Genomic DNA, 22,280 nt, shown 5'->3' on the forward strand with positions numbered 1-22,280 from the left:
GTGGTCGTCAGGCGGCCGGGGCGGGCACGACGGCGGCCAGGAAGCCGTCGACCGTCGTGACCTCGTGGCCGAAGGTGGGATAGGAGATCTCCAGGGCGGCCCGATGGGCCTCCTCCGTGAAGTCGGCCACGGCGTCCGTGAGGAAGGTGACGTGGTACCCGGCCTCCAGCGCGTGCCGGCCGGTCCCCTCGACGCAGGTCTGGGAGGTCAGTCCGGCCAGGACCACGTGCTCGATGCCCCGGGCGGTGAGCTGCTCGTGCAGGTCCGTGCCGGCGAAGGAGTCGAACATGTGGTGGCGGCCGACCACCACGTCTCCCTCCTGGGGGCGCAGCGGCGGGTAGAAGTCCGCGCCGTCGGTGCCCTCCCAGAAGACCTGGTTGTCCACCGCGAACCGGAAGCGCGGCAGCACGTGCCTGACGTCGTCGAAGACGCCCTCGTGGAGGCCGTGGGGTGCGTAGAAGACGGTGACGCCGGCCTCACGGGCGCCTGCCGCCAGGCGGGCGAGCTGCGCGTGCAGGCCGGTCCTGTCCAGCATGGGACCTATCTGCCCGTTCAGCTTCCCGTTCGGGGCCAGGAAGTCGTTGAGGGGGTCGATCAGGACCACGGCGGTTCGGGTGGCGGGGTAGGGGTGAGGGCTCAGGCTCATGGGGGTGCTTTCTGTCGAGTCACGCGCCGCCGGCGCGGGGAGTCCGCTGCTCGGCGGCCCGGACGGCCATCCCATTTACATGATGGCCATCATGAATAACTTCATCATGATGGCCATCATGTAAATTGTCAAACAGGGATACGGTCCAGGAGGTGGACATGCGCGCTTCTCGCGAGCAGGTGGCTGCAAACCGTGAGGCCATCATCGTCAGCGCAGGTCAGCAGTTCAGGAAGCGCGGCTTCGACGATGTGACCATCGCCGACGTGATGAAGGCCGCCGGGCTGACCCACGGTGGCTTCTACGGCTACTTCGGCTCCAAGGAGGCGTTGGCCGCGGCGGTGTGCGAGCGGGGGATCGCGGAGAGTGTCGCCGCCGTCGATGCCGTGGCGGAGCAGGGCGGGGAGGGCGGCGGGGAGAACGGCGGACCGGACGCCGAGCCCCTGCTGCACCGGTTCGTGGAGGACTACGTGTCGGCCCGGCACCGGGACAGCCCGGACGACGGCTGCAGCGTCGCCGCACTGGCCCAGGACGCCGGCCGGAACTCCTCGGAGATCCAGCGCGTCTTCGCCACCGGCGTCACGGGCATGGCGGAGTCGCTGAGCCGGCTGCGGGCGCTCGACGCGCCGGACCGGGCACCGGGGGCCGGGCCCGACTTCGCCACCCTGTCCACCATGATCGGCGCGTTGGCCCTTTCGCGAGCGGTGGCCAAGGCCGACCCCGGGCTGTCCGAAACGATCCTGGAGGCGGCACGGGCACACATCGAGAACCCGGCCTGAGGGACCCGTCGCGGGCTCCTGCTTGCCCAGCGGCTCACGCCGTCAACGCGACCCAGGTCCGGTCCGCCGGGTCCGGGGCGGCCCCCCTGGCCTCCGGGGCTTGCTCCCGTCGCCCCGCAGCGGCCCACGGCGGGTTGTGGTGAGGCTGATGCCGGTCCGATGCCGCTATGGATGAGGGTTCGTCGGGTGTGGGCGATGGTGTGAGCGCGAGCGGCGTGATTCTGCTGAACGCGGTATCGACCTTGGCGGCGCGCCCGGGTGATGTGTCCCGTGCTAACGTTGACCGTTTGCAGCGTCGCTGTGCCGGTGCCGGGCTCGCGGTTCCTGGCCGGTGGCCGCGTCCCCGCCGCGCCTTCCTCGGTACGGTCCCTTCGGAGGAAGGCTTTCTGTGAGCGAATCAGCACGTGCCGATGCCCGGCCGCAGGGTGCGGCGTCCTTCGCGGAGCTGGGGCTGCCGGCCGCGGTGCTGCGGGTGCTCGACGAGCAGGGGGTGACGGTGCCCTTCCCGATCCAGGCGGCGGCGCTGCCGAACGCGCTCGCGGGACGGGACGTCCTGGGCCGGGGCCGCACCGGGTCGGGAAAGACGCTCGCCTTCGGCCTGGGGATGCTCGCCCGGACGGCCGGGCGGCGCGCACAGCCCAAGGAGCCGCTGGCGCTCGTTCTGGTGCCCACCAGGGAGCTGGCGCAGCAGGTCGGTGAGGCGCTCACCCCGTACGTCGAGGCGCTGCGGCTGCGGCTCACGACCGTGGTGGGCGGAGTGTCCCTCGGGCGGCAGGCCGCCGAGCTGCGGGACGGCGCCGAGATCGTCGTCGCCACGCCCGGTCGGCTGCACGACCTCGTCGAGCGCAAGGCCTGCCGGCTGGGACGGGTGCGCATCACGGTCCTGGACGAGGCCGACCAGATGTGTGACATGGGATTCCTGCCGCAGGTCACCGAGATCCTGGACCAGGTGCGTCCCGACGGGCAGCGGATGCTGTTCTCCGCCACCCTCGACCGTGACGTCGACCGGCTGGTGCGGGACTACCTGCGCGACCCCGCCGTCCACTCCGTGGACCCCTCGTCCGGCTCGGTCGCCGCGATCGAGCACCACGTCTTCGTCGTGCACGGCCCGGACCGGTACGCCGTGACCACGGAGATCGCCGCCCGGGACGGCCGCGTGCTGCTGTTCCTGGACACCAAGCACGGCGTCGACCTGCTCACCCGGCATCTGCGGGCCAGCGGTGTGGCCGCCGCCGCCCTGCACAGCGGCAAGGCCCAGCCGCAACGCACCCGCACCCTGGCCCAGTTCAGGAACGGGCAGGTCACCGCGCTGGTGGCGACGAACGTCGCCGCACGCGGCCTGCACATCGACGACCTCGACCTCGTGGTCAACGTCGACCCGGCCACCGACCCCAAGGACTATCTCCACCGCGCCGGCCGCACGGCCCGGGCCGGCCGTTCCGGCACCGTCGTCACCCTCGTCCTGTCCGCGCAGCGCCGCGAGACGAGCCAGGTCATGGCCGACGCCGACGTCACCCCCAAGGTCACCAAAGTCCGCTCCGGCGAGGCCGAGCTGAGCCGTGTCACCGGCGCCAGGGCCCCCTCCGGAAAGCCCCTCGACGGCGGACCGGCCGTACCGCGCCCCAAGAACCACAACACCCCCTTCCGTGGCCTCGGCAGCACCAAGGACGCCCGGGGAGGCTCCGCCGGCAGGCCCTCCCGCAAGACCAGCGAGGCCCGCAAGCTCGCGGAGGCCCGTGAAGCGGCCCGGGTGCGGCGCGGCGGTTCGTCCGGCGGGCGGTAGCCGACACGGCCGCTGCCGAGCCGGGTGCGGAACGGCCGGAGGAGGCTGCGGCGGCGGTCTGCGGTCATGGGCGTGCTGTCGTCGGGGAGGCGGACGGTGGGGGACGGCTCGGGTTCAGCGAGCCGCACGTCCCGTCAGCCGCCGGCCGAGGTCCGGATGATCGGCGCCCGGCCCGACTTCCTGGCCCGGAAGGACGGGCGGTCTGACCGCCGCTGACGTTCGGCGAGGCAGGGCCTATCACACGGGTTTGTCTTCTCTCATTTACTTGGACGTCCTACTATTTATTAGTAGGACGTCCTAGTATCTATCTCGTCAGCGTTCCTTCGTCCTGCCCGGGAAGGCCCATGACCGAGCTGCATCGCCCCACGCACCCCGTCCGTCTGGTCACCGCATCGGCGCTGTTCGACGGGCATGACGCGTCGATCAACATCATGCGGCGGATCTTCCAGTCCCAGGGCGCCGAGGTGGTCCACCTCGGGCACAACCGGTCGGTCCAGGAAGTCGTGGACGCGGCGCTGGAGGAGGACGTCCATGGGGTGGCGGTCTCGTCGTACCAGGGCGGGCATGTCGAGTACTTCGAGTACCTGGTGGAGTCGTTGCGCGCCGGCGGCGCCGACCATGTGCGGGTGGTGGGCGGGGGCGGCGGGGTCATCGTGCCCGAGGAGATCGCCCGGCTGCGGGCGAGCGGGGTGACCATCTTCTCCCCGGAGGACGGGCAGCGGATGGGGCTCGCCGGGATGGTCAACTCGGTCGTACGGGACTGCGACTTCGACCTGTGGGGCGCGAAGCAGGCCGACGCGGACGCCGTGCTGGCGGGGGACCGGTTCGCGGTGGCGCGTGCCGTCACCGGGGCCGAACTGGGCAGGCTGTCCGACGAGTTCCGCGAGCGGCTGCGGTCGGCGGCGCAGCGGCGACCGGTGCCGGTCCTCGGGATCACCGGCACCGGCGGTTCCGGAAAGTCCTCGCTCACCGACGAGCTGGTGCGCCGGTTCCGGGTCGACCAGCAGGACAAGCTGCGGGTCGCGGTGATCGCGGTCGACCCGACCCGCCGCAGGGGCGGCGGCGCGCTGCTCGGCGACCGGATCCGGATGAACTCCCTCGACGGGAACCGGGTGTTCTTCCGGAGCCTTGCCACGCGGGGCAGTCGTGAAGTGCCCGAGCATCTGTCCGATGTGATCGATGTGGTCAAGGCCGCGGGCTTCGACCTGGTGATCGTGGAGACGCCGGGCATCGGGCAGGGCGACGCGGCGATCGTGCCGTTCGTCGACAGTTCGCTGTACGTGATGACGCCGGAGTTCGGCGCCGCCTCGCAGCTGGAGAAGATCGACATGCTCGACTTCGCCGACGTCGTGGCGATCAACAAGTTCGAGCGGCGCGGCGCCAAGGACGCGCTGCGCGACGTGGGCCGTCAACTGGTCCGCAACCGCGAGGCGTTCGGGATGCGGCCCGAGGACATGCCGGTGTTCGGCACCTCGGCGGCCACCTTCAACGACGACGGTGTCACCGCGCTCTACCAGCACCTGAAGGCCACCCTGGCCGAGCGGGGGCTGCCGCTGCCCGAGGGCCTGCTGGCGCCGGTGACCGTACGCCACTCGTCCGGGATCCGTCAGGTGGTGCCGGCGGACCGGGTGCGCTACCTCGCCGAGGTCGGTGACACCGTCCGCGCCTATCACACGGCCACCGGGCGGCTGGCCGAGGCGGCCCGGCGCGAGCAGCGCCTCGCGGAGGTGGAGCGGGAGCTGCTCGCGGCGGGCTCCGACGCGGCGAACGTACGGTCGCTGCTGGACGACGCCCGCGCCGGCCTCCCGCGCGACCTCACCGAACAGCTCGCCGGCTGGCCGGCCGTCGTGGCCGCCTACTCGGGCGACGAGCAGGTCGTGAAGGTCCGCGACAAGGAGATCCGTACCAAGCTGACCCGGGAGTCGCTGTCGGGCAACAAGATTCCCCGGGTCGCCCTGCCCCGGTTCACCGACCACGGCGAACTGGTGCGGTTCTGGCGCCGGGAGAACCTCCCCGGCCGCTTCCCCTTCACGGCAGGCGTGTTCCCCTTCAAGCGCGACGGCGAGGACCCGGCCCGGATGTTCGCCGGCGAGGGCGACCCGTTCCGCACCAACCGCCGCTTCAAGCTGCTCTCCGAGGGACAGCCCGCCACCCGCCTGTCCACCGCCTTCGACTCGGTCACCCTCTACGGCCGCGACCCCGACGAACGCCCCGACGTCTACGGCAAGGTCGGCACCTCCGGCGTCTCGGTCGCCACGCTGGACGACATGAAGGCGCTCTACGACGGCTTCGACCTCGTCGCGCCCACCACCTCGGTCTCCATGACCATCAACGGCCCCGCGCCGACGATCCTCGCGTTCTTCCTCAACACCACCGTCGACCAGCGGATCGACGGCTTCCGGGCCGCCGAGGGGCGCGAACCCACCGCCGAGGAGGCGGCCGAACTGCGGGCGCACGCCCTGGCGAACGTCCGGGGCACCGTGCAGGCGGACATCCTCAAGGAGGACCAGGGCCAGAACACCTGCCTGTTCTCCACCGAGTTCTCGCTGCGGATGATGGCCGACATCCAGGAGTGGTTCATCGAGCAGAAGGTCCGCAACTTCTACTCCGTGTCCATCTCCGGCTACCACATCGCCGAAGCCGGGGCGAACCCCATCAGCCAGCTCGCCTTCACCCTCGCCAACGGCTTCACCTACGTCGAGACCTACCTCGCCCGCGGCATGCACATCGACGACTTCGCGCCCAACCTCTCCTTCTTCTTCTCCAACGGCATGGACCCCGAGTACGCGGTCCTGGGCCGGGTCGCCCGCCGCATCTGGGCGGTCGCGATGAAGGAGAAGTACGGCGCGAACGAGCGCAGCCAGAAGCTGAAGTACCACGTCCAGACCTCCGGCCGCTCGCTGCACGCCCAGGAGATGGACTTCAACGACATCCGCACCACCCTGCAGGCGCTCATCGCGATCTACGACAACTGCAACAGCCTGCACACCAACGCCTACGACGAGGCGGTCACCACCCCCACCGAGGACTCCGTCCGCCGGGCCCTGGCCATCCAGCTGATCATCAACCGGGAGTGGGGCCTGGCCATGAACGAGAACCCGCTCCAGGGCTCGTTCATCATCGACGAACTGACCGACCTGGTGGAGGAGGCCGTCCTCCAGGAGTTCGAGCGGATCAGCGAGCGCGGTGGCGTGCTCGGCGCCATGGAGACCGGCTACCAGCGCGGCCGTATCCAGGACGAGTCGATGCTGTACGAGCAGCGCAAGCACGACGGCACCCTGCCGATCATCGGCGTCAACACCTTCCGCAACCCGCACGCCGACACCGCCGAACCCGGCGCCGTCGAACTGGCCCGCGCCACCGAGGAGGAGAAGGCGACCCAGCTGCGGCGCGTGCGCGGCTACCGGGACGGACACCAGGACGATGCCCATGCCGCCCTCGCCGCCCTGAAGGCGGCCGCCACGAGCGACGCCAACGTGTTCGGCGTCCTCATGGACGCCGCCCGCGTCTGCACCCTCCAGCAGATCACCGACGCCTTCTTCGAGGTCGGCGGGCAGTACCGCCGCAACGTCTGACTCTTCGAGACAAGCTCATCGGATTCCCTCCCGTTGCGCCGGCCCTTGACGGCGTCCTGGGCCCTGGTTACCGTAGCGACCATTCTAATTGGAATGAACGCTACGGTAATGGGGGAGCCGGTGGGAAGACGATCGAGGAACGACATGACCACACCGACCGGCCTGCCGGTGATGCGGGAGACGACGTACGACGTCGGCGGGAAGAAGATCTTCGTCGCGGAGGCGGGCGAGGGCCCGCCGGTGCTGCTGCTGCACGGCGGGGGTCCCGGGGCCTCCGGTGTCTCCAACTACACGCGCAACATCGCGGGCCTGGCCGCAGAGTACCGGGTCATCGTTCCCGACCTGCCCGGCTACGGCCGTAGCAGCAAGGGCGTGGACGGCGCCGACCCCTTCGGCCACCTCGCCGACCACATCCGCGGTCTGCTCGACCGGCTCGGCCTGGACAAGGCCCACCTGGTCGGCAACTCGTACGGCGGCGCCTGCGCGCTGCGGCTGGCCCTGGACACGCCCGACCGGGTCGACCGCATGGTCCTGATGGGCCCCGGTGGCGTCGGCACGACCCGCACCGTGCCCACCGCCGGTCTGAGGAGCCTGCTCGCCTACTACAACGGCGACGGACCGTCCCGGCCGAAGCTGGAGAAGTTCATCCGGAACCACCTGGTCTTCAACGCCGCTGGCGTCCCGGACTCCGCGATCGACGAGCGCTACCGGGCCAGCATCGATCCGGAGGTCGTCGCCTCGCCGCCGTTGAGGCGGCCCTCCGGCCGGGGCGCGCTGCGCACCCTGTGGAAGAGCGACTTCACCCGTGACCCGCGCCTGAGCCGACTGCCCGTGCCCACACTCGTGCTGTGGGGCGCCAAGGACCAGGTGAACCGCCCGTCCGGGGGGCGCATGCTGGCCGACCGGCTGCCCAACTGCGACCTCTACCTGGTGGCCAACACCGGGCACTGGGTGCAGTTCGAACAGGCGCGCCTGTTCAACCGCGTCTGCTCCGACTTCCTGGCGGGCCGCCGATGACCACGGGGGACGGGTACGGCGCCCCGTCCGTGTTCGGCGCCGTCCACCTCGGCTACATCGTCATCGAGACGAACCGCTTCGCCGACTGGCGCCGCTTCGGCACCGACGCCATCGGCATGCACCACGACGCGGTCTCCCGCGACCTGATGCGGTTCCGCCTCGACGACCAGGAGTGCCGGTTCCTGCTGCGGCGCGGCCCCGCCGAGGACGTCGTCGCCACCGGCTGGCACATCGACGACCACACCGCCTTCGAACGGATCGAGGCCCGCATCCGCGCCCACGGCGTCCCCCTCGTCGCCGGCACCGACGAGGAGGCCGCCCTGCGCGGCGTCGAACGCCTGCTGCGCTTCCCCGGGCCCAAAGGCATCACCCAGGAGATCTACACCACCCCGGTGAAAGCCGCCGAGCCCCTGCGTATGCTCGCCTCCGGCTTCGTCACCGGCGACTCCGGCATGGGCCACATCGCCCTGACCTCCACCAGACCGACGCGGATCCGCGGCTACTTCAACACCGTCTTCGACGCCCGCCTGACCGACCGCATCGACGAGACCATCAGCGGCGTCAAGCTCAAGATCCGCTTCCTGCGGGTCAACGAACGCCACCACTCGATCGCGGTGGCCAACACCGTCGGCCTGCCGATCGACCCGATCCGCACCCGCGTCCAGCACCTCAACATCCAGGCCGCGAGCCTCGACGACGTCGCCCACAGCTACCGGCGCGTCCATGAACTCGGCTTCGACATGGCCCTGTCCGTGGGCCAGCACACCAACGACCGTGAACTGTCCTACTACGCCCGCACCCCCTCCGGCTTCGAATGGGAGGTCGGCTGGAACCCCGTCGTCATCGACGAGTCGACCTGGGAACCCGGCACCCACCAGGGCATCAGCGTCTGGGGACACCTTCCGGTCGGGCAGACCATCCTCGACAAGCTCGCCCAGTTCCGGGCCGGCGCCCGCTCCCTGGCCCGCCCGGAGAACACCGTGCCCGCCCTCAGCGGTACCGGCATCGCCGACGACTGACCGGCCCCGCCCCGGGCGACGCCGCCCCCCGGAACGCCTCCCGCGGTCACACGACGATCGACGTCAGGGCCGCCCACAGCAGGGGCGCGTGTTCGATCCGGCCCCCCGCCCGCCACAGGCCGAGCCGTTCGCGCTGCCAGCGGCCGAGCCGGGCCACGGGGTCGGGGTCCTCATGGGCGGCGTCGACGGCGAGCACCGCCTCCGACAGCGGGCGGACGGACTCGGGGACACCGGCCAGCCGGTGGAAGGCGAAGCTGGTCGGCAGCACCCAGCGGGTGGCGGTGACGAGTTCGGCACCGTTGTGCAGCATCGCCGTGGCCAGACCGAACGACTCGGCGAACCGCAGATCGCCCCCGCTCTCGCAGCCGATCAGCGCGACCCGCGGCGGCGCGGGCCAGATCCGCGCGCCCGGCTCACCGTCGCCGCGCAGGGGCAGCGTGCCCAGCAGGAGGTCCTTGGCCGACAGCGGCCGGTGCGTACGGACCGGTTCGGTCAGGCCGACCGTCTCCTGGCCGCAGCTCAGGTGGAGGGTGCCGTCCTCGCTCTGGCCGCCCTCGACCGGCGCGCCGCTGACATGACCGACGTACAGCAGTCTGCGCGCCCCCTCGCGCAGCACACCGCTCAGCCAGTCCCGGTCCAGGTCGGTGCGGCGGAACGCCTCCGCCGGGGTGGCCGGGGCCGGTTGTGCCGTGCCCGCGTCGAGGTGGCTCCGTACCAGGGAGAGCAGGTCCGGATCCGAGCCGGGCGGCCCCAGCACCGAACCGAGCGCGGAGTCCGCGCGGAAGCCGGGCACCCGGGGGTCGAGCACGAGGACGACCGGACCGCCGCCCGGTGCTGTTGGGGAGGAGGGGGCCGTACGCGCCGGCGGGCTCTGCCGCCGCAACGAGGTCGGTGCCGTCGTCACCACGTCCGCCAGGTCGAGCAGCCGGGCGTCCCCGTCGTCCACGGCCAGCAGCTCCCAGGGGACCTGGGCGACGCGCGGCGACGGCTGGACGCGGACCAGCGGACGGCCCGCCCGCGCCGACACCTGGCGGATCTGCGCCGTCAGCCCCGCCGGCCAGAGCGCCTCGCCCAGCGTCCGCGCGAGTTGCCGCTCGGCGCCGGGGTCGGCCAGCGCGCCCGACTCGAAGGCGCGGCGCATCCCCGTCGCCCCCTCGCCGGCCCCGGGCAGCGCGGCGGCCAACTCCGCCACCGCGCCGTCGACTTCGGCGGCCGGGCCGCGGCCGGTGCCGAAGCCCCGCGCGCCACCGGCCCAGGTCCACGTCATGAACAGATCGCCCGCGTCGGCGAGGCGGACCTGGACCACCGGACGGGCGGTCAGCTCGTCGGTGTTCCAGAACGGCACCTCCTCCGCGTCCACGATCCGCCGGCCGTAACGGAACTCGGCCGCCGCGATGTACTCCTGCAGCGCGATCCGCCCGGACTCCGCCGACATCCGCACCTTCGGCGGCGGCGCGACCCGCAGACCGACGGACGCGGCGGCCTCCGTGGCGACACCCCCGAGCGTCATGGCCCCGACGCCGCCCTCGCCGTACGCCTTCATGGCGGGGTCGGGGAAGACCGGGGCCCGGTCCGGGGCGGAGGACGCGACGGACGCCGGTGCCCCGCCCAGCGCCAGTGCGGCGCCCGCGGCGCGGTGTTCCACCAGTTCGAAGAGGAGCCCCTGGTCCTGGCGGCGCACGGCCAGCCGGAAGGCCAACCGCATGGCGTCGTCGGCCAGTTCGAGCCACTGGCTGCGCGCGTGGGCGGTGACGAAGTCATGGCGGGCCGCGGCCAGCGCCAGCGCGGCGGGCAGGGCGAGGGAGAGCGCGGTGTCGACGGACGCCCGCTCGTGGTCGCCGTGGTCCGTCCGCTCCAGGTTGTCCTCAAGGGTGCGTGCGAGCATGAGGTCGACCTGGGCGCACCGCTCGTGGATCCGGCGGGCCTGATAGACGTCACGGGCCTCCTGCGCGAGGCGCTGCATCTCCTCGATGTCGCCCCGCTCGTAGGCGTGTTGGGCGCCCATCAGCATGGTGTCGGCGGCGGCGACCGAGGCGCCGAGCCGCGCGAAGCGTTCCAGGCTCGCCTCCATCAGGCCCTGCGCGCCCGCCGAGTCGCCGCGCAGCCCGGCGAGATGGCTGCGGGCCTGCTCGCAGGCCGCCAGGTCCCCGAACTGCCGCTGCCGTTCGAACACGGCGGACGCCTCCGCGAACAGCCGCTCCGCCAGGTCGAGTTCACCCCGCTCCATCGCGAGGAACGCGCGGTGCCCGAGCAGCGTCTGCTGCTCACCGGTGTCGCCCAGGACCCGGAAGCGGTCCTCCGCCTGAGCGAAATAGTCTTCGGCCGGGTCGTACCGGCCGGTCGCGGTGCAGATCGCGCCGAGCGCGGTCAGCAGGCGCGGCACGGTCTCCGCCGCGGTCTCCGGAGTGGTGGACAGCAGCAGCGCGGCCTGTTCCTCGGCGCTGCCCCACTCGCCCCGTGTCATCAGCAACAGCACGCGGTTCAGACCGAGTTCGGCGGCGCGCAGCCCGTCGGGGTCGTCGAACCCGGGCAGGGCGGCCGCCGCCTCGTCGAGACAGGCCAGGGCCTCGTCCAGCCGCCCCGTGCCGCTCAGCACGGCGCACCTCGCGATCAGCGTCCGCAGGAGGATCTCCAGCCACAGCTGACGGCCCCGCGGCCCCATCGGCGCTGACGCGACGCTGTCGAGCAGCGCACGGGACCGCTCGTTGGTGTCCTCGGCCCGGGGCAGGTCCGAGGCGGTGAGGAGCACGCTGGTGAGGTCGGCCAGCAGGTGTGCGCGCAGGAACCGTACGTCGGGGGAGTCCTCCAGGGACTCGGCCAGGGCGAGCAGTTCGTCGTAGACGGCGTACGCGGCTTCGAAGTCGGCGGCCAGGTGCCGCTCATGGGCCGCGGCGAAACCGCTGTCGAACGGTTCCCCGTACAGCCGCACCGGTGCGTCGGTCGCGTCCGTCATCGGTCAGTAGTCCTCACTGGTGGCGGCGAGCGCGGTGAGTGTTTCGGCGAGAAGCGGTTCCCGGACGTCGTCGTGGGTGTCGTGCGGTTCGGCGGCTGCCGCCCCGGCCTGCGCCGCGTCGGCCAGTCGCCGCCGGGCCAGGGCGCGGATCGCGTCACGCTCGGCGCGGGCATCGGTACCGGCGCCCGGGTCGAAACCGGGCAGCAGGACACCGACGTCGATACCGAGCGGCGCTGATGCCGATGCCGATGCCGACGCCGATGCCGACGGCGTGGCCGCCGGGGTCAGGTCCACGTCTGCCCGGCCGCTCCACAGGTCGTCCCGCCCGGCGAGGGGCACCCGGTGCGGCGGGCCGCCGTCGACCCGGACCTCCGCGACGAGGGGCACGCCCATCCCGGCAGGGGCCGAGACGTGCGCGACGACCTCGACCTCGATCTGCCGTCGCGCACCGAGCGCACGGGCGGTCCAGGACACCGCGTGCTCGCCGGCGTCGACGAGGCCGGGCGGGTAGCGGCGCCAGTCGTTGGTCCCCGTGCCCCGGGCGATCACCCGGCCGCCGGCACCGCGCGCGTCGCCCGCCGCGAGGGCGTAACCGGCCTGCCGGGTGAACAGCGTGGCGGGGTCGGCCGGGGCGCGGGAACGGCCGTGCTCCGGCCCCTCGTCGAGAGCCGAGCGGAGTCGGCGCAGCGCCGTCCCGTCCAGCCCGGCGCAGTCCGCCGCGCTGTCCAGCAGCCGCAGGACCCGGTCCAAGTGCCGAGCGGTATAAGCCTGTTGAGGTGAAGAGTGCCACCACCGGAGCAGCGGGGCGAGGGCGGCCCGGTGCTCCTCGATCAGGTCGGCCGCGCAGTCGTCGGGCTGGTCGCCGAGGCCGTCGAACAACTGCTGGCAGTGGTGCGTGAGCGCGGCCGTCTCCAGTCCGAGCACGTCCGGTTCGAGTGCCGCGATGCCGTCCGGGTACGACGCCGGCCACCACCGGGCCGCCCAGTGCGCGAAGCCGAGCCGGGCGGCGGCGCCCGCGAGGGCCGGCGTCTCCGCCGCGACGCGCGCATCCGACGGTCGCCCTGCCCCGGCCTCGTGCACGGCGGCGGCGACCCGCTCGCCGTAGACCGCCCACAGCCACTGCTGAGCCCGCCCCGCGTCGTGGATCTCCGCCGCCGGCGGCCCCGGCTCCCCGAGGACCGGCCAGACCAGCACCGCCCCCGCGACGTCGAGCACGGCCCGCGTGAAGTCCGGTCCGGCGGCCGTCACATCGTCGTAGGAGGACACGTTGTACCCGAGGCCAGGACCGGTGGCGATCCGGATGGTGCCGTCCTCGCCCCGCGCCACGCGGACCTCCGTCCCGGTCCCCGCCGCCATCACGCACTCCTCGGCTCGGCCCGTGCCACGTCGGCCGCTGCCGGGGGCGCCGACAGCGCGCGCAGCGCCGAGCGGACCCGGGCGCGGTGGTCCATCATCACGGAGCGGGCGACCCCGTCCAGCATCGCCCAGGCCGACGCGAGGTCGTCCAGTGGCGCGTCGCGCACGTCCCGTCCGTGCAGCCGGACCCACAGCCGCCGCATGTAGGCCACCCAGGGGGTGCGGAGGTCCCGGGCGAGCGCTTCCAGGGCGCCGCCGTCCGGGTCGGGGCGGTCCGAGACGGTCATCCTGCGGGCGCGCAGCACCGAAGCCTCCCTCCGCCAGCGGCCGTTGACGGACCGGTGCGCGGCGGTGCGCCCCGGCACGGTTTCGCCGGTGCCCAGGGGGTCGAGGCCGACCGCGAGCCGTCCGCCGAGGACGACGGCGACGCGCAGGCTCTCGTCGTGCAGGCCGAGCGGAGCACAACTGCGGCCGACCTCACGGGAGACGAGCTCCGGCACGGTCGGCAGTTCCTCGCGCCGGGCCGACGACTGGAGCACGACGAAGAGGCGTTCGAAGAGCGTGCGGTCCAGCGGTGCCGGAAGGGTCGCGGTGGAGGCGCCGTGGCCGGTCTCCGGGCGTGGCGGTACCTGGCGCGCGGTCAGCCCCAGCGCCGCCGGAGGCCCCTCGACACCCCAGAACCCGCCCGCCCGCGCCCACAGCGCCCGGCCGAACAGCGTGCCGTGCCCCGCCCCGACCATGGCGGCGAACACCGGTGAGCCGCCCGGCCCACCGCAGGCGTCCAGTGCCTCGGCCGCCAGCCTGACCGCATCAGCCATATCAGCCGCACCAGCTGCATCCGCCGTATCAGCTGCATCGGCCGCATCCGCCGTCTCAGCGGCATGAGTCGCATGAGCCGCGTGAGCCGTACCGGCGGCCGGGACAGCGGTCCGGCTCTCCCACGCGGCGGCCAGCTCCGCGTCGAGACGGGCGCGCCGGTCCGCGTCCGCGAGGTGCCCCTTCAGCGCCTCCACCGTGCGCCCGTCGCCCGCGTCCGCCACCTCCTCGACCACCGCCCTCGCCACCGCGTCCGCACCCGTCGAGGGCGCCCCGTGCTCGGTGGCCAGCTCGAAGCAGCGCTGGAAGTACAGGTCCTGGGGGTTGCCCGCGACCACGCCCAACGCCCGGCGCGCCTTCTTCAGCAGCGTGAACCACTGTGCCGTGGCCGCCAGACGCGGACCGGACTCCCGGATCAGCGCGTCCAGGCGCGCGGCCTCGGCCGGACCGAGGAAGTCCGCCCCGAGTTCGGGACGCAGCGCGGGCCTGACGACCAGCGGTAGCACGATCAGCTTGACGGTCCGGGTCAGCGGCGCCCCGCCGGGGCCGCTCAGCGACTCCGGTCCCGGCCCGAGGCTCCGCCAGGCACGGTCGATGACCAGGGCACGGGGCCGGGTCTCGGCGGTCGGCGGGCGCGGGGGCGGCATGCGGCGAGCGTACGTCGTCGCCGAACAGGCGGGCGAACCTGGGATCGGTAGACGGTCCGGGCCGCCTACCGTCCTGACCACGCACCGGGCACCACGCACCACCTGCAACACCGGCTCACCACAAGGAGAAGCGGACATGGGAATCTTCGGGAAGCGTGGCGGGAACCGCGAGGAGCGGGCCGCCGAGATCGCCGACAAGGTGGCGAGCGGCAAGGGCTTCTACGGCCGTGCCACGCGCGCCTTCCTCGGCCAGGAGGACTTCGCCAGGGTCCAGGAGTCGATCGGCGCGTACAAGTCGGTCCAGGAGGTACAGCAGTTGCTGGCCGCGGGGGCGCCGACCGTACCCGCCGTCGTCGTGTCGCTCGCCGACACCGGACAGCTCGTCAACCACGACCCGGTGGTCGACCTGGTCCTGCGGACCTCCGCGGCGACGGCCGAACCGGTCACACTCCGCACCGTCGTCTCCAAGCTGCGCATCCCGCGCCCCGGCGACCAGGTCCTCCTGATCGCCGACCCCTCCCGGCCGGGCGGCTACCTCTACGCCGGGGACGGTGTGACCCCGTGACCTCGGCACCGCTCGTCGAGGCACCGGCCAACGACCACGTCCTGCTCGCCTTCGACGGCCGGGTGCTGGAGGTGTTCGGCTACGTCGACGACGCCCGCTACCACGTCTGGGAACGACCGCGGCTGGAGTTCGGCACCGGCCGCAGGCGCCTCGCGCAGATCGTCACCCGGCACGGCAGACGCCATTCCGTCCCGTACGACGCCGCTCTGCTCCCCGGTCTGCGGGCGCTGGCGGAGCAGCTGGCGCGGAGCCAGCCGCCCGAGCCCGCGCGGCACTGACATGGCCGACGACGGGGAGGGGATCCGGTGGACGCGAGTGCAGCGGATCGGCCCGTGGGGCGCCGCCAACCTGTACTGCGACGCCCTGCTGATGTGCCTGTGCGGGCCGGTGATGCTGGGCGCGGTCCTCCTCGCCGGAGCGGACCTGACGGTCATGGGCATCGTCTTCACGGTGGTCTTCCTTCCCCTGGGGCTTGGACTTTGGGCGCACACCAGCGTCGAGCGGGAGCACAACCGGCGGCTCGACGCCGCCGGGCTCCCGGCGACCGCGGAGGTCACCGACCTGACCCCCTGGGAGGACGCCGACGACGCCGGCCTCGCGGTCGGGCTGCGGGTCAGCGGGCCCGGGTTCCGGACCTTCGAGGTGACCTGGCGGCGCTCCTCCCATGACGCCCTGCGCGTGGGCCTGCGGCTCACGGCGGTCGTCGACCCGTCCGGCGGCCTGTTCCGCGTGGACCTCTGACGAAACCACCCCACCCCGCACCCCGACCCGCCACCAGTGAGGAGAGACGATGCGCAGCCGTACCGGTGTGTTCGTCGGCCAGTTCCTGTTCGCCGCGCTCTGCTGTTCGGTGGGACCGATCTTCCTCGCCGTGGGGTGGACCGTCTGGCGCGACGGCGAGCCCTGGGGCCTCGCGGTGGGCGCGGGCGGCGCGGCCGTCACCGCCCTGATCCCGGTCGTGGCCTCCGCCGCCACGCGGCAGATGTTCCCCCGGATCACCCGCCGGGACCGGGTGCGGGACGGCGCGTACGGCTCCTACGGGGACGACACCTTCGTGATGTGGGCGCCGAGTTCCGCGCCGGGCCCTGCGGGTGCCCACCTGGTGCGGGCGGACGTCCTGGAGGCCTCGCTCGCGCGGTACAGCCCCGACGGGGAGGCGACGTTCACGACGCACTACGGCGACTACGCCCCGGACGAGTTCACGCCGGTGGTCAGGATGAGGCTGCGGGTGCACACGGCGCAGGACGTCCGGTCCGAGGTGACGGGCGAGTGGCGGGTGCCGTCCCTGTGCCTGTCGGCGGTCACGGCGGGCCGCCTGGCCGTCCTCGTCGACCCGGCCGATACCGGGGCCCCCGAGCGGGTCGACGTGCTCTGGCCGCGCAGCGCCCTGCTGGCGGGCACGAGAACCTGCCGGGTGATCGACCTCGAAGGCCGGACGGCCGACGTGACCCGGCGGACCGGCCGCCAGCTGGCACAGATGCGGATCTCGCGGGAGGTCGGAGGCGTCAGGATGGTGGGGGACACGATCGACCTCCGACGCCTGGACGCGCCGACGGCGGCCCGCTACGCCGAGCTGGCCGACCGCGACCGTGCCCGCCCCGAGGAGCGCGCACCGGTGTCCGAGCCGGGCGAGGAGGCCCGGCTGCTCGTGGACGAACTCCCGGGCAAGGAGGGCGGGTTCGGTCATGTGGGCCGGGGGTGGTCGCGTCGTGGCGGGCATCTGGTGCGGGCCCGGTTCCTGGAGATGCGCGGCCGGACGACCTTCCAGGACCACGGGCCGGTGCTGGACACGGTGCTGCGCATCCGGCCGGCGGACGGCACCCGCCCGTTCGACGCGGCCCGGCGCCTCACCGTGCCGCTGGACTACCTGGCGGTCCTGCACCACACCAGGGACGTGGTGCTCAGCGTCAGCCCGGACGGCCGCGCCTACGACGTCGACTGGAACCGCACCAGCCTCCTCGCGGGCGTCACCACCGCCACGGTCATCACCCCCGACGGCCGTCGGATCCCCCTGCCGCGACGCTCCGACGCCCTCTGGCCCCTGATGAACCTGCTGGCCTCCCACGCCGTTTCGAACCCCGCCCCCGTCCTGGACCTCCGCAGGCACCGGACCGCCCGCGTGGCGGGGGCCGTGATGGACGTGCTGTCGGACCTGGGTCCGACACCCGCCGATCACCGGGCGGGGCATCGCCCCGAGCAGTACTAGGACGAGAGCGGCACCAGGGCCTGGAGTGCGGACAGCGCGCCGCCGCTGACCGGGGACGGCGGGGCCGACTCGGGCGGGACCCCGCGGAAGGCGCTCGGGGACATGCCGTAGACGGCGCGGAAACGGCGGGAGAAGTGGTAGGCGTCGGCGAAGCCGCACTGCAGGGCTATGGCGCGCAGCGAGAGGTTGCTCAGCCAGAGCAGCGGTTCGGCCCGCGCGAGGCGGAGCAGTTCGAGGCCCGCCACGGGGCTGACGCCGAGGTGCCGGCGGCAGAGGCGGGACAGGGTGCTGGGGGAGACTCCGGCCGCCTCCGCCAGCCGCTCCAGGGCGAGCGGGCGGGCGACGCCGTCCGACCAGCGGGAGCGGACCGCGGCCATCATGGCGAGCAGCGGCTCCGGGAGCGCCTGGGCGCCGGTTCCCGGGCCGGTGCCGTGCACGAAGGTGAAGAGCAGCAGCCGCAGGGTCTCCTCGGCGTGCCGCTCCCAGGCCGGCGGGCGGGTCGCGCCGAGCGTCAGGAGGTGCCGGCAGAGCGCGGCCATCGGGTCGTCCCGGCCGGTGAGGTCCCGGACGAGCGGCCAGGCGGTGTCGGCGGGGGCCGGGCGGAGCCGGAAGTGCGTGTAGGCGTGCCGGGTGGGCCGGTGGGTGTCCCAATGGAAGGTGTCGCGCATCCCGGGGCGCACCAGCAGCAGTTCGCCGGGCTTCAGCGGCACGCTCTGGTCACCGCAGACCCAGCGGGCACTGCCCCGCAGCAGCCAGACGAATTCGTACGATCCGGCGTCCCTGGGGCCGAAGACCGAACCGGGCGGGTAGTCGGCGACGGCGGGGCCGAGCCGGGACAGCAGCGCGGGGGTCGGCGGCGGGACGCGCTCCGTCACGGCCGTCTCACCGGTCGCAGCCCCCGGACCGGTCGCGCCGCACCCGGGGCGTACGGATGTCGATGGTGCCCTTGTAGGCGTACGGGTCCCGGCCCGCGACCAGCACGATGTCCCGGAAGTCGGTCTGGGCCATGGGCACTTCGGCCTCGGGCGGGGCCCAGGGGAGCAGGGACGCGGCGCTCATGTAGTGGTTGACCAGCGCCCGACGGAAGCCGCGCCGACCGGAGTTGGGCAACGACTTGTGCAGCAGGTAGCCGTTGAAGAGCAGCACCGATCCGGCGGCGATCTCGACGGGCACGGCGTCGGTCTCGTCGTAGGGGAAGGCGTAGGACTCGACCGTGCAGTCGTAACGGGCGTCGTCGTGCTGCCGGTTGGGGTAGATGACGCCGGGGCGGTGCGAGCCCGGCAGGACCCAGAGGCAGCCGTTGTCGACGGTGGCGTCGTCCAGGGCGAGCCAGGCGGCGGTCAGCGACCGGTCCCGGGTGGGGATGAACATCTCGTCCTGGTGCCAGGCCTGGCCCGGCCTGCCCTCGGACTTGACGAACAGCATGGACTGCATCGACTTGACGTCCGGGCCGATCACCTCCGTCAGCGGCCCGACGACCGCGGGATGGCGCATGGTGCCGAGCATGAGCGCCGACAGCTTGTGCGGATAGTGCACGCACAGGAACCGCCGTACGACGTCGTCGTCGCTCTCTCCCGCGACCGGCTCCGGCGCGCCCTCGACGCAGCCCCGCTCGCCCCGGCAGATCCGCACGGTCTCCGCACGCAACTCCGCCACCTCGTCCGGGGCCAGGGCGTCGGGCAGCACGGCGTAGCCGTCCCGGCCGAAGCGGGAGGCGAGGTCGTCGTCGGCGGTGTTCTCGGCCATGGTCCCGATGTTCCCGGACACCGCGTCCGCGTGCCATGGCTCGGGCGGGCACCCGGATGGCGAATCCGGTCACTCCCCAAGATCCGATCATCTGTCAGAAACAAGGCGGACAAAGGCCGTTCACGTGTCTTGACGCGTTTCTCCAGGTCCGAGTAGCGTCATTCGGCACTGCTTAATACGTATTAGGGAGCGCTCATGGCCCCTCCCGAACGGCGTAGACGCTCCACCCAACGGGACATCGCCCGGCGCGCCGGCGTCTCCCAGGCGACGGTGTCGCTGGTGATCAGCGGCGGTGCGGCGAGTGACCAGATCGCGGAACCGACCCGGCAGGCCGTGCTGGCGGCGGCCGAGGAGCTGGGCTACGCGGCCAATGTCGCCGCGCGCAGCCTGAAGGGCGGCCGGAACCGGCTGCTCGGGCTCTACACCTTCGAGTCGGTGTTCCCGACCGACCAGCGGGACTTCTACTACCCGTTCCTGCTGGGCGTGGAGGAGGAGACCGCGCGGCAGGGCTACGACCTGCTGCTGTTCTGCTCCGGCGGGGCCGCGTCCGGGGCGCCGGGGGCCGAGCGGTCGATCTACGTCGGCGGGACCAACCGGCTGAAGATCGCGGACGGTTGTGTCCTGCTCGGCCGGAACGTGCGCCGCGAGGAGCTGTCGGCACTGGTCCGGGAGGACTTCCCCATCGTGTTCGTCGGACGCCGCGAGGTGGACGACGGCGAACTCTCCTACGTGGCGGCCGACTACGTCTCGGCGACCGCGGCGCTCGTTGCGGAGCTGGCGCGCCTCGGCCATCAACGCATCCTCTACCTGCGCGCCCTGGAGGACAGCGAGCCGACCAGGGACCGTGAGGAGGGCTACCGGCGGGGGCTGGCCGAGGCCGGCCTGGTCGCGGACGAGGCGCTGATCCGGAGCCTGACCGATCCGGCGGAGCTGACGGCCGATCGGCTGGCCGGGTGGATCGGCGAACTGGGGATCACCGCGCTGCTCGTGGAGCCGACCGAGGACAACCGGCTCACCGAGGCGCTGGCGACGATGGCCGGTACCCGGCGGGTCCGGTTCCCGGAGGACTGCTCGCTGGCCCTGCTCGGCGATCCGCCGTCCTGGACGCCGGAGTCGCGGAACTGGACGCGGTTCTCGCTGCCCCGCGCCCGGATGGCGGGGGAGGCCGTACGGGTGCTGGTCGAACTGCTCGACCAGGAGAGCCCCGAACCGCGCCGGCTGACGGTGCCCTGCGCCTTCGTCCCGGGTGACTCGATCGGTCCGGTGCCCACCGGGGGCGGGAGGACGCGGACATGATCCGGATGATCGTGCACCGGCTGCTCATCGGGGTCTTCGTGATGTGGGGCGCCGCCTCCCTGATCTTCCTCATCGTCCGGGCCGCGCCCGGCGACCCCGCGACGGTGCTGCTCGGCCCGGACGCCACCCGGAGCCAGATCGACCAGCTGCGCTCCTCGCTCGGCCTCGACCGGCCGCTCGGCGCGCAGTACCTCAGCTACCTCGGCGACGTCTGCCGGCTCGACTTCGGCCAGTCGCACTGGCTCGGCAGGTCCGCGATGGGCGCGGTCCTCGACCGGCTGCCCGCCACGATCGACCTCACGGTGACGGCTACCGTGATCGCGGTGGTCGTGGGACTGACCCTCGGCATGCTGGCCGGGGCGCGGCCGGGCAGCCTGGTGGACCGGGTGGTCTCGGCCTGCACGATCGCCCTCCAGTCGTTCCCGACGTTCTGGATCGGCATCATGCTGGTGCTGGTCTTCGCCCTGACCCTGCGGCTGCTGCCCAGTTCCGGGGTCGGCACCCCCCAGCACCTGGTGCTGCCCGCCATCACCCTCTCCTTCCCGTTCGTCGCGATCATCGCCCGGCTGACCCGGACCAGCGTCGCCGAGACGATGGGCGAGAGCTACATCCAGACCGCGCGCTCCAAGGGGCTGACCGAGCGTCAGGTGCTGTTCGGGCACGCCCTGCGCAACTCGCTGATCCCGGTGGTGACCGTGGTGGGCGTCCAGGTCGGGGCGCTGGTCGGCGGCGCCGTGATCGTGGAGAACGTGTTCGCCTGGCCCGGCCTCGGATCGCTGGTGGTGGAGGCGGTGGCCAACCGCGACTACACGGTCGTCCAGGGCGCCACGCTGCTGATCGCCGGGATCGTCGTCGTACTCAACCTGGTGGCCGATCTGCTCATCGCGCAGCTGGATCCGCGGATCCGGACGGGAGCCGTCTGATGGCCGACCTCACCGTCGCCGTCGAGAAACCGATGACGGCTCCGCGGCGGGCACCGCGCTCGCTCCTGTCCCGTCTCCCGGCCGTGGTCGTGGGCTGCTACCTGCTGGTGGCCCTCGTCGGGCCGCTGCTGGTCCACTACGACCCCGTGCACACCTCCCTGGACGACCGGCTGCTCGCCCCCGGCGCCAAGGTGTCCACCGGGGGCACGGCCTGGCTCGGCACCGACGGACTCGGCCGCGACCTGTTCGCCCAGATCGTCTACGGGGCCCGGACGGCGGTCCTCATCGGCGTCTCCACGGTGGCGCTGTCCTGCGCCGTCGGGGTTCTCCTCGGTGCCGTCGCCGGCTACTTCCGGGGCGTCGCCGACGCCGTACTGGCCCGGATCTTCGACGTCCTGCTGGCCTTCCCCGCGATCCTGCTGGCGATCGTGATCGCGGGCGCGTTCTCGCGCAGTGTGCTGCTGGTCGTGATCGCGCTCTCGGCGACCGGCTGGATCGGCTTCGCCCGGGTCACCCGGGGCATCGCGCTGTCGCTCAGGGAGCGGCCGTGGGTCGACGCCGCCCGGGTGCTGGGCGTGCCCGGCCGGACCGTCCTCGTCCGGCACGTGCTCCCGTTCACGGCGGGCCCGATCGTCGCCCTCGCCACGCTCGAATTCGCGCTGGTGGTGCTGGCGGAGGCGGGGCTCAGCTTCCTCGGCATCGGGCTGCCTCCGTCGACCGTGTCGTGGGGGCAGACCATCGCCAACGGCAAGGAGTACCTCGAAACGCAGTGGTGGATCTCCACCCTGCCGGGCATCGCCCTGTCCCTCCTGATCGTCAACGTGGGCATCCTCGGCGACCAGCTCACCGCCCGCTACGGGCGTGGCCGCCCCGGCTGAACCACATCAGGTACGGCGCCTCACCCACTGACTCACTCCGGATCCCCGACCGACTTCGAACGCACCGGCTGACTCCGA

The 22,280-nt window shown here is 72.8% G+C and carries 18 protein-coding genes; 12 read left to right on the top strand and 6 right to left on the bottom strand.

The window, feature by feature from the left end; all coding sequences use genetic code 11:
* Positions 1-7: 7 nt before the first annotated feature.
* Positions 8-646 (bottom strand): isochorismatase family cysteine hydrolase, encoded by a 639-nt coding sequence (locus tag ACGFZS_RS39675; protein WP_393799199.1) that lies wholly within the window; start codon positions 644-646, stop codon positions 8-10.
* Between the two features lie 158 nt (positions 647-804).
* Here ACGFZS_RS39675 and ACGFZS_RS39680 point away from each other — a divergent pair, with 158 nt between their 5' ends.
* From ACGFZS_RS39680 to ACGFZS_RS39700, 5 genes are all read left to right on the top strand, one after another.
* Positions 805-1,422 (top strand): TetR/AcrR family transcriptional regulator, encoded by a 618-nt coding sequence (locus ACGFZS_RS39680; protein ID WP_393799200.1) that lies wholly within the window; start codon positions 805-807, stop codon positions 1,420-1,422.
* 388 nt (positions 1,423-1,810) lie between these two features.
* Complete coding sequence (locus ACGFZS_RS39685) at positions 1,811-3,205, top strand: DEAD/DEAH box helicase (protein WP_393799201.1); 1,395 nt, start codon at positions 1,811-1,813, stop codon at positions 3,203-3,205.
* A gap of 344 nt (positions 3,206-3,549) precedes the next feature.
* Positions 3,550-6,780, top strand: coding sequence for a fused isobutyryl-CoA mutase/GTPase IcmF (icmF, locus tag ACGFZS_RS39690; RefSeq protein WP_393799202.1), 3,231 nt, complete (start codon positions 3,550-3,552; stop codon positions 6,778-6,780).
* Positions 6,781-6,924: 144 nt separating this feature from the next.
* Positions 6,925-7,797 (top strand): alpha/beta hydrolase, encoded by an 873-nt coding sequence (locus ACGFZS_RS39695; RefSeq protein WP_393799203.1) that lies wholly within the window; start codon positions 6,925-6,927, stop codon positions 7,795-7,797.
* Complete coding sequence (locus ACGFZS_RS39700) at positions 7,794-8,816, top strand: VOC family protein (protein WP_393799204.1); 1,023 nt, start codon at positions 7,794-7,796, stop codon at positions 8,814-8,816. The genes ACGFZS_RS39695 and ACGFZS_RS39700 overlap by 4 nt, the downstream gene beginning before the upstream one ends.
* Before the next feature lie 46 nt (positions 8,817-8,862).
* Here the strand turns inward: ACGFZS_RS39700 and ACGFZS_RS39705 are convergent, their stop codons facing one another.
* Genes ACGFZS_RS39705 through ACGFZS_RS39715 form a run of 3 tightly spaced genes read right to left on the bottom strand, consistent with a single transcriptional unit; the run spans position 8,863 to position 14,588 of the window.
* Complete coding sequence (locus tag ACGFZS_RS39705; protein ID WP_393799205.1) at positions 8,863-11,769, bottom strand: hypothetical protein; 2,907 nt, start codon at positions 11,767-11,769, stop codon at positions 8,863-8,865.
* A 3-nt stretch (positions 11,770-11,772) separates the two neighbouring features.
* Positions 11,773-13,125: a hypothetical protein gene (locus ACGFZS_RS39710; protein WP_393799206.1), complete on the bottom strand. Its 1,353-nt coding sequence runs from the start codon at positions 13,123-13,125 to the stop codon at positions 11,773-11,775.
* Positions 13,125-14,588 (bottom strand): hypothetical protein, encoded by a 1,464-nt coding sequence (locus tag ACGFZS_RS39715; RefSeq protein ID WP_393799207.1) that lies wholly within the window; start codon positions 14,586-14,588, stop codon positions 13,125-13,127. Before ACGFZS_RS39715 ends, ACGFZS_RS39710 begins: the two co-directional genes overlap by 1 nt.
* Positions 14,589-14,724: 136 nt before the next feature.
* Between ACGFZS_RS39715 and ACGFZS_RS39720 the strand changes: the two genes are divergently transcribed.
* From ACGFZS_RS39720 to ACGFZS_RS39735, 4 genes are read left to right on the top strand one after another with little or no spacing between them, the layout of a single operon-like run.
* Positions 14,725-15,153 (top strand): hypothetical protein, encoded by a 429-nt coding sequence (locus ACGFZS_RS39720; protein WP_393799208.1) that lies wholly within the window; start codon positions 14,725-14,727, stop codon positions 15,151-15,153.
* Complete coding sequence (locus ACGFZS_RS39725) at positions 15,150-15,431, top strand: hypothetical protein (protein ID WP_393799209.1); 282 nt, start codon at positions 15,150-15,152, stop codon at positions 15,429-15,431. The genes ACGFZS_RS39720 and ACGFZS_RS39725 overlap by 4 nt, the downstream gene beginning before the upstream one ends.
* Before the next feature lies 1 nt (position 15,432).
* The gene (locus tag ACGFZS_RS39730) at positions 15,433-15,894 is read left to right on the top strand and encodes a hypothetical protein (protein WP_365695961.1); all 462 of its coding nucleotides are present in this window, start codon (positions 15,433-15,435) and stop codon (positions 15,892-15,894) included.
* Positions 15,895-15,943: 49 nt separating this feature from the next.
* Positions 15,944-17,359, top strand: coding sequence for a hypothetical protein (locus ACGFZS_RS39735; protein ID WP_393799210.1), 1,416 nt, complete (start codon positions 15,944-15,946; stop codon positions 17,357-17,359).
* On the opposite strand, the gene ACGFZS_RS39740 is transcribed toward ACGFZS_RS39735, so the two are convergent.
* Both ACGFZS_RS39740 and ACGFZS_RS39745 read right to left on the bottom strand, forming a co-directional pair.
* Complete coding sequence (locus ACGFZS_RS39740; protein ID WP_393799211.1) at positions 17,356-18,234, bottom strand: helix-turn-helix domain-containing protein; 879 nt, start codon at positions 18,232-18,234, stop codon at positions 17,356-17,358. The two genes, ACGFZS_RS39735 and ACGFZS_RS39740, sit on opposite strands and share 4 nt — an antisense overlap.
* A gap of 7 nt (positions 18,235-18,241) precedes the next feature.
* Positions 18,242-19,105 (bottom strand): phytanoyl-CoA dioxygenase family protein, encoded by an 864-nt coding sequence (locus tag ACGFZS_RS39745; RefSeq protein ID WP_393799212.1) that lies wholly within the window; start codon positions 19,103-19,105, stop codon positions 18,242-18,244.
* Between the two features lie 195 nt (positions 19,106-19,300).
* On the opposite strand from ACGFZS_RS39745, the gene ACGFZS_RS39750 reads away from it, so the two are divergent.
* Genes ACGFZS_RS39750 through ACGFZS_RS39760 form a run of 3 tightly spaced genes read left to right on the top strand, consistent with a single transcriptional unit; the run spans position 19,301 to position 22,202 of the window.
* On the top strand, positions 19,301-20,401 hold the full coding sequence (locus tag ACGFZS_RS39750; protein ID WP_393799213.1) for a LacI family DNA-binding transcriptional regulator: 1,101 nt from the start codon (positions 19,301-19,303) through the stop codon (positions 20,399-20,401).
* Positions 20,398-21,324, top strand: coding sequence for an ABC transporter permease (locus tag ACGFZS_RS39755; protein ID WP_393799214.1), 927 nt, complete (start codon positions 20,398-20,400; stop codon positions 21,322-21,324). The genes ACGFZS_RS39750 and ACGFZS_RS39755 overlap by 4 nt, the downstream gene beginning before the upstream one ends.
* On the top strand, positions 21,324-22,202 hold the full coding sequence (locus ACGFZS_RS39760; RefSeq protein ID WP_393799215.1) for an ABC transporter permease: 879 nt from the start codon (positions 21,324-21,326) through the stop codon (positions 22,200-22,202). The genes ACGFZS_RS39755 and ACGFZS_RS39760 overlap by 1 nt, the downstream gene beginning before the upstream one ends.
* Positions 22,203-22,280: the final 78 nt, after the last annotated feature.

The organism is Streptomyces sp. NPDC048288, from assembly GCF_043201555.1.
In the GTDB taxonomy this organism is placed as follows: domain Bacteria; phylum Actinomycetota; class Actinomycetes; order Streptomycetales; family Streptomycetaceae; genus Streptomyces.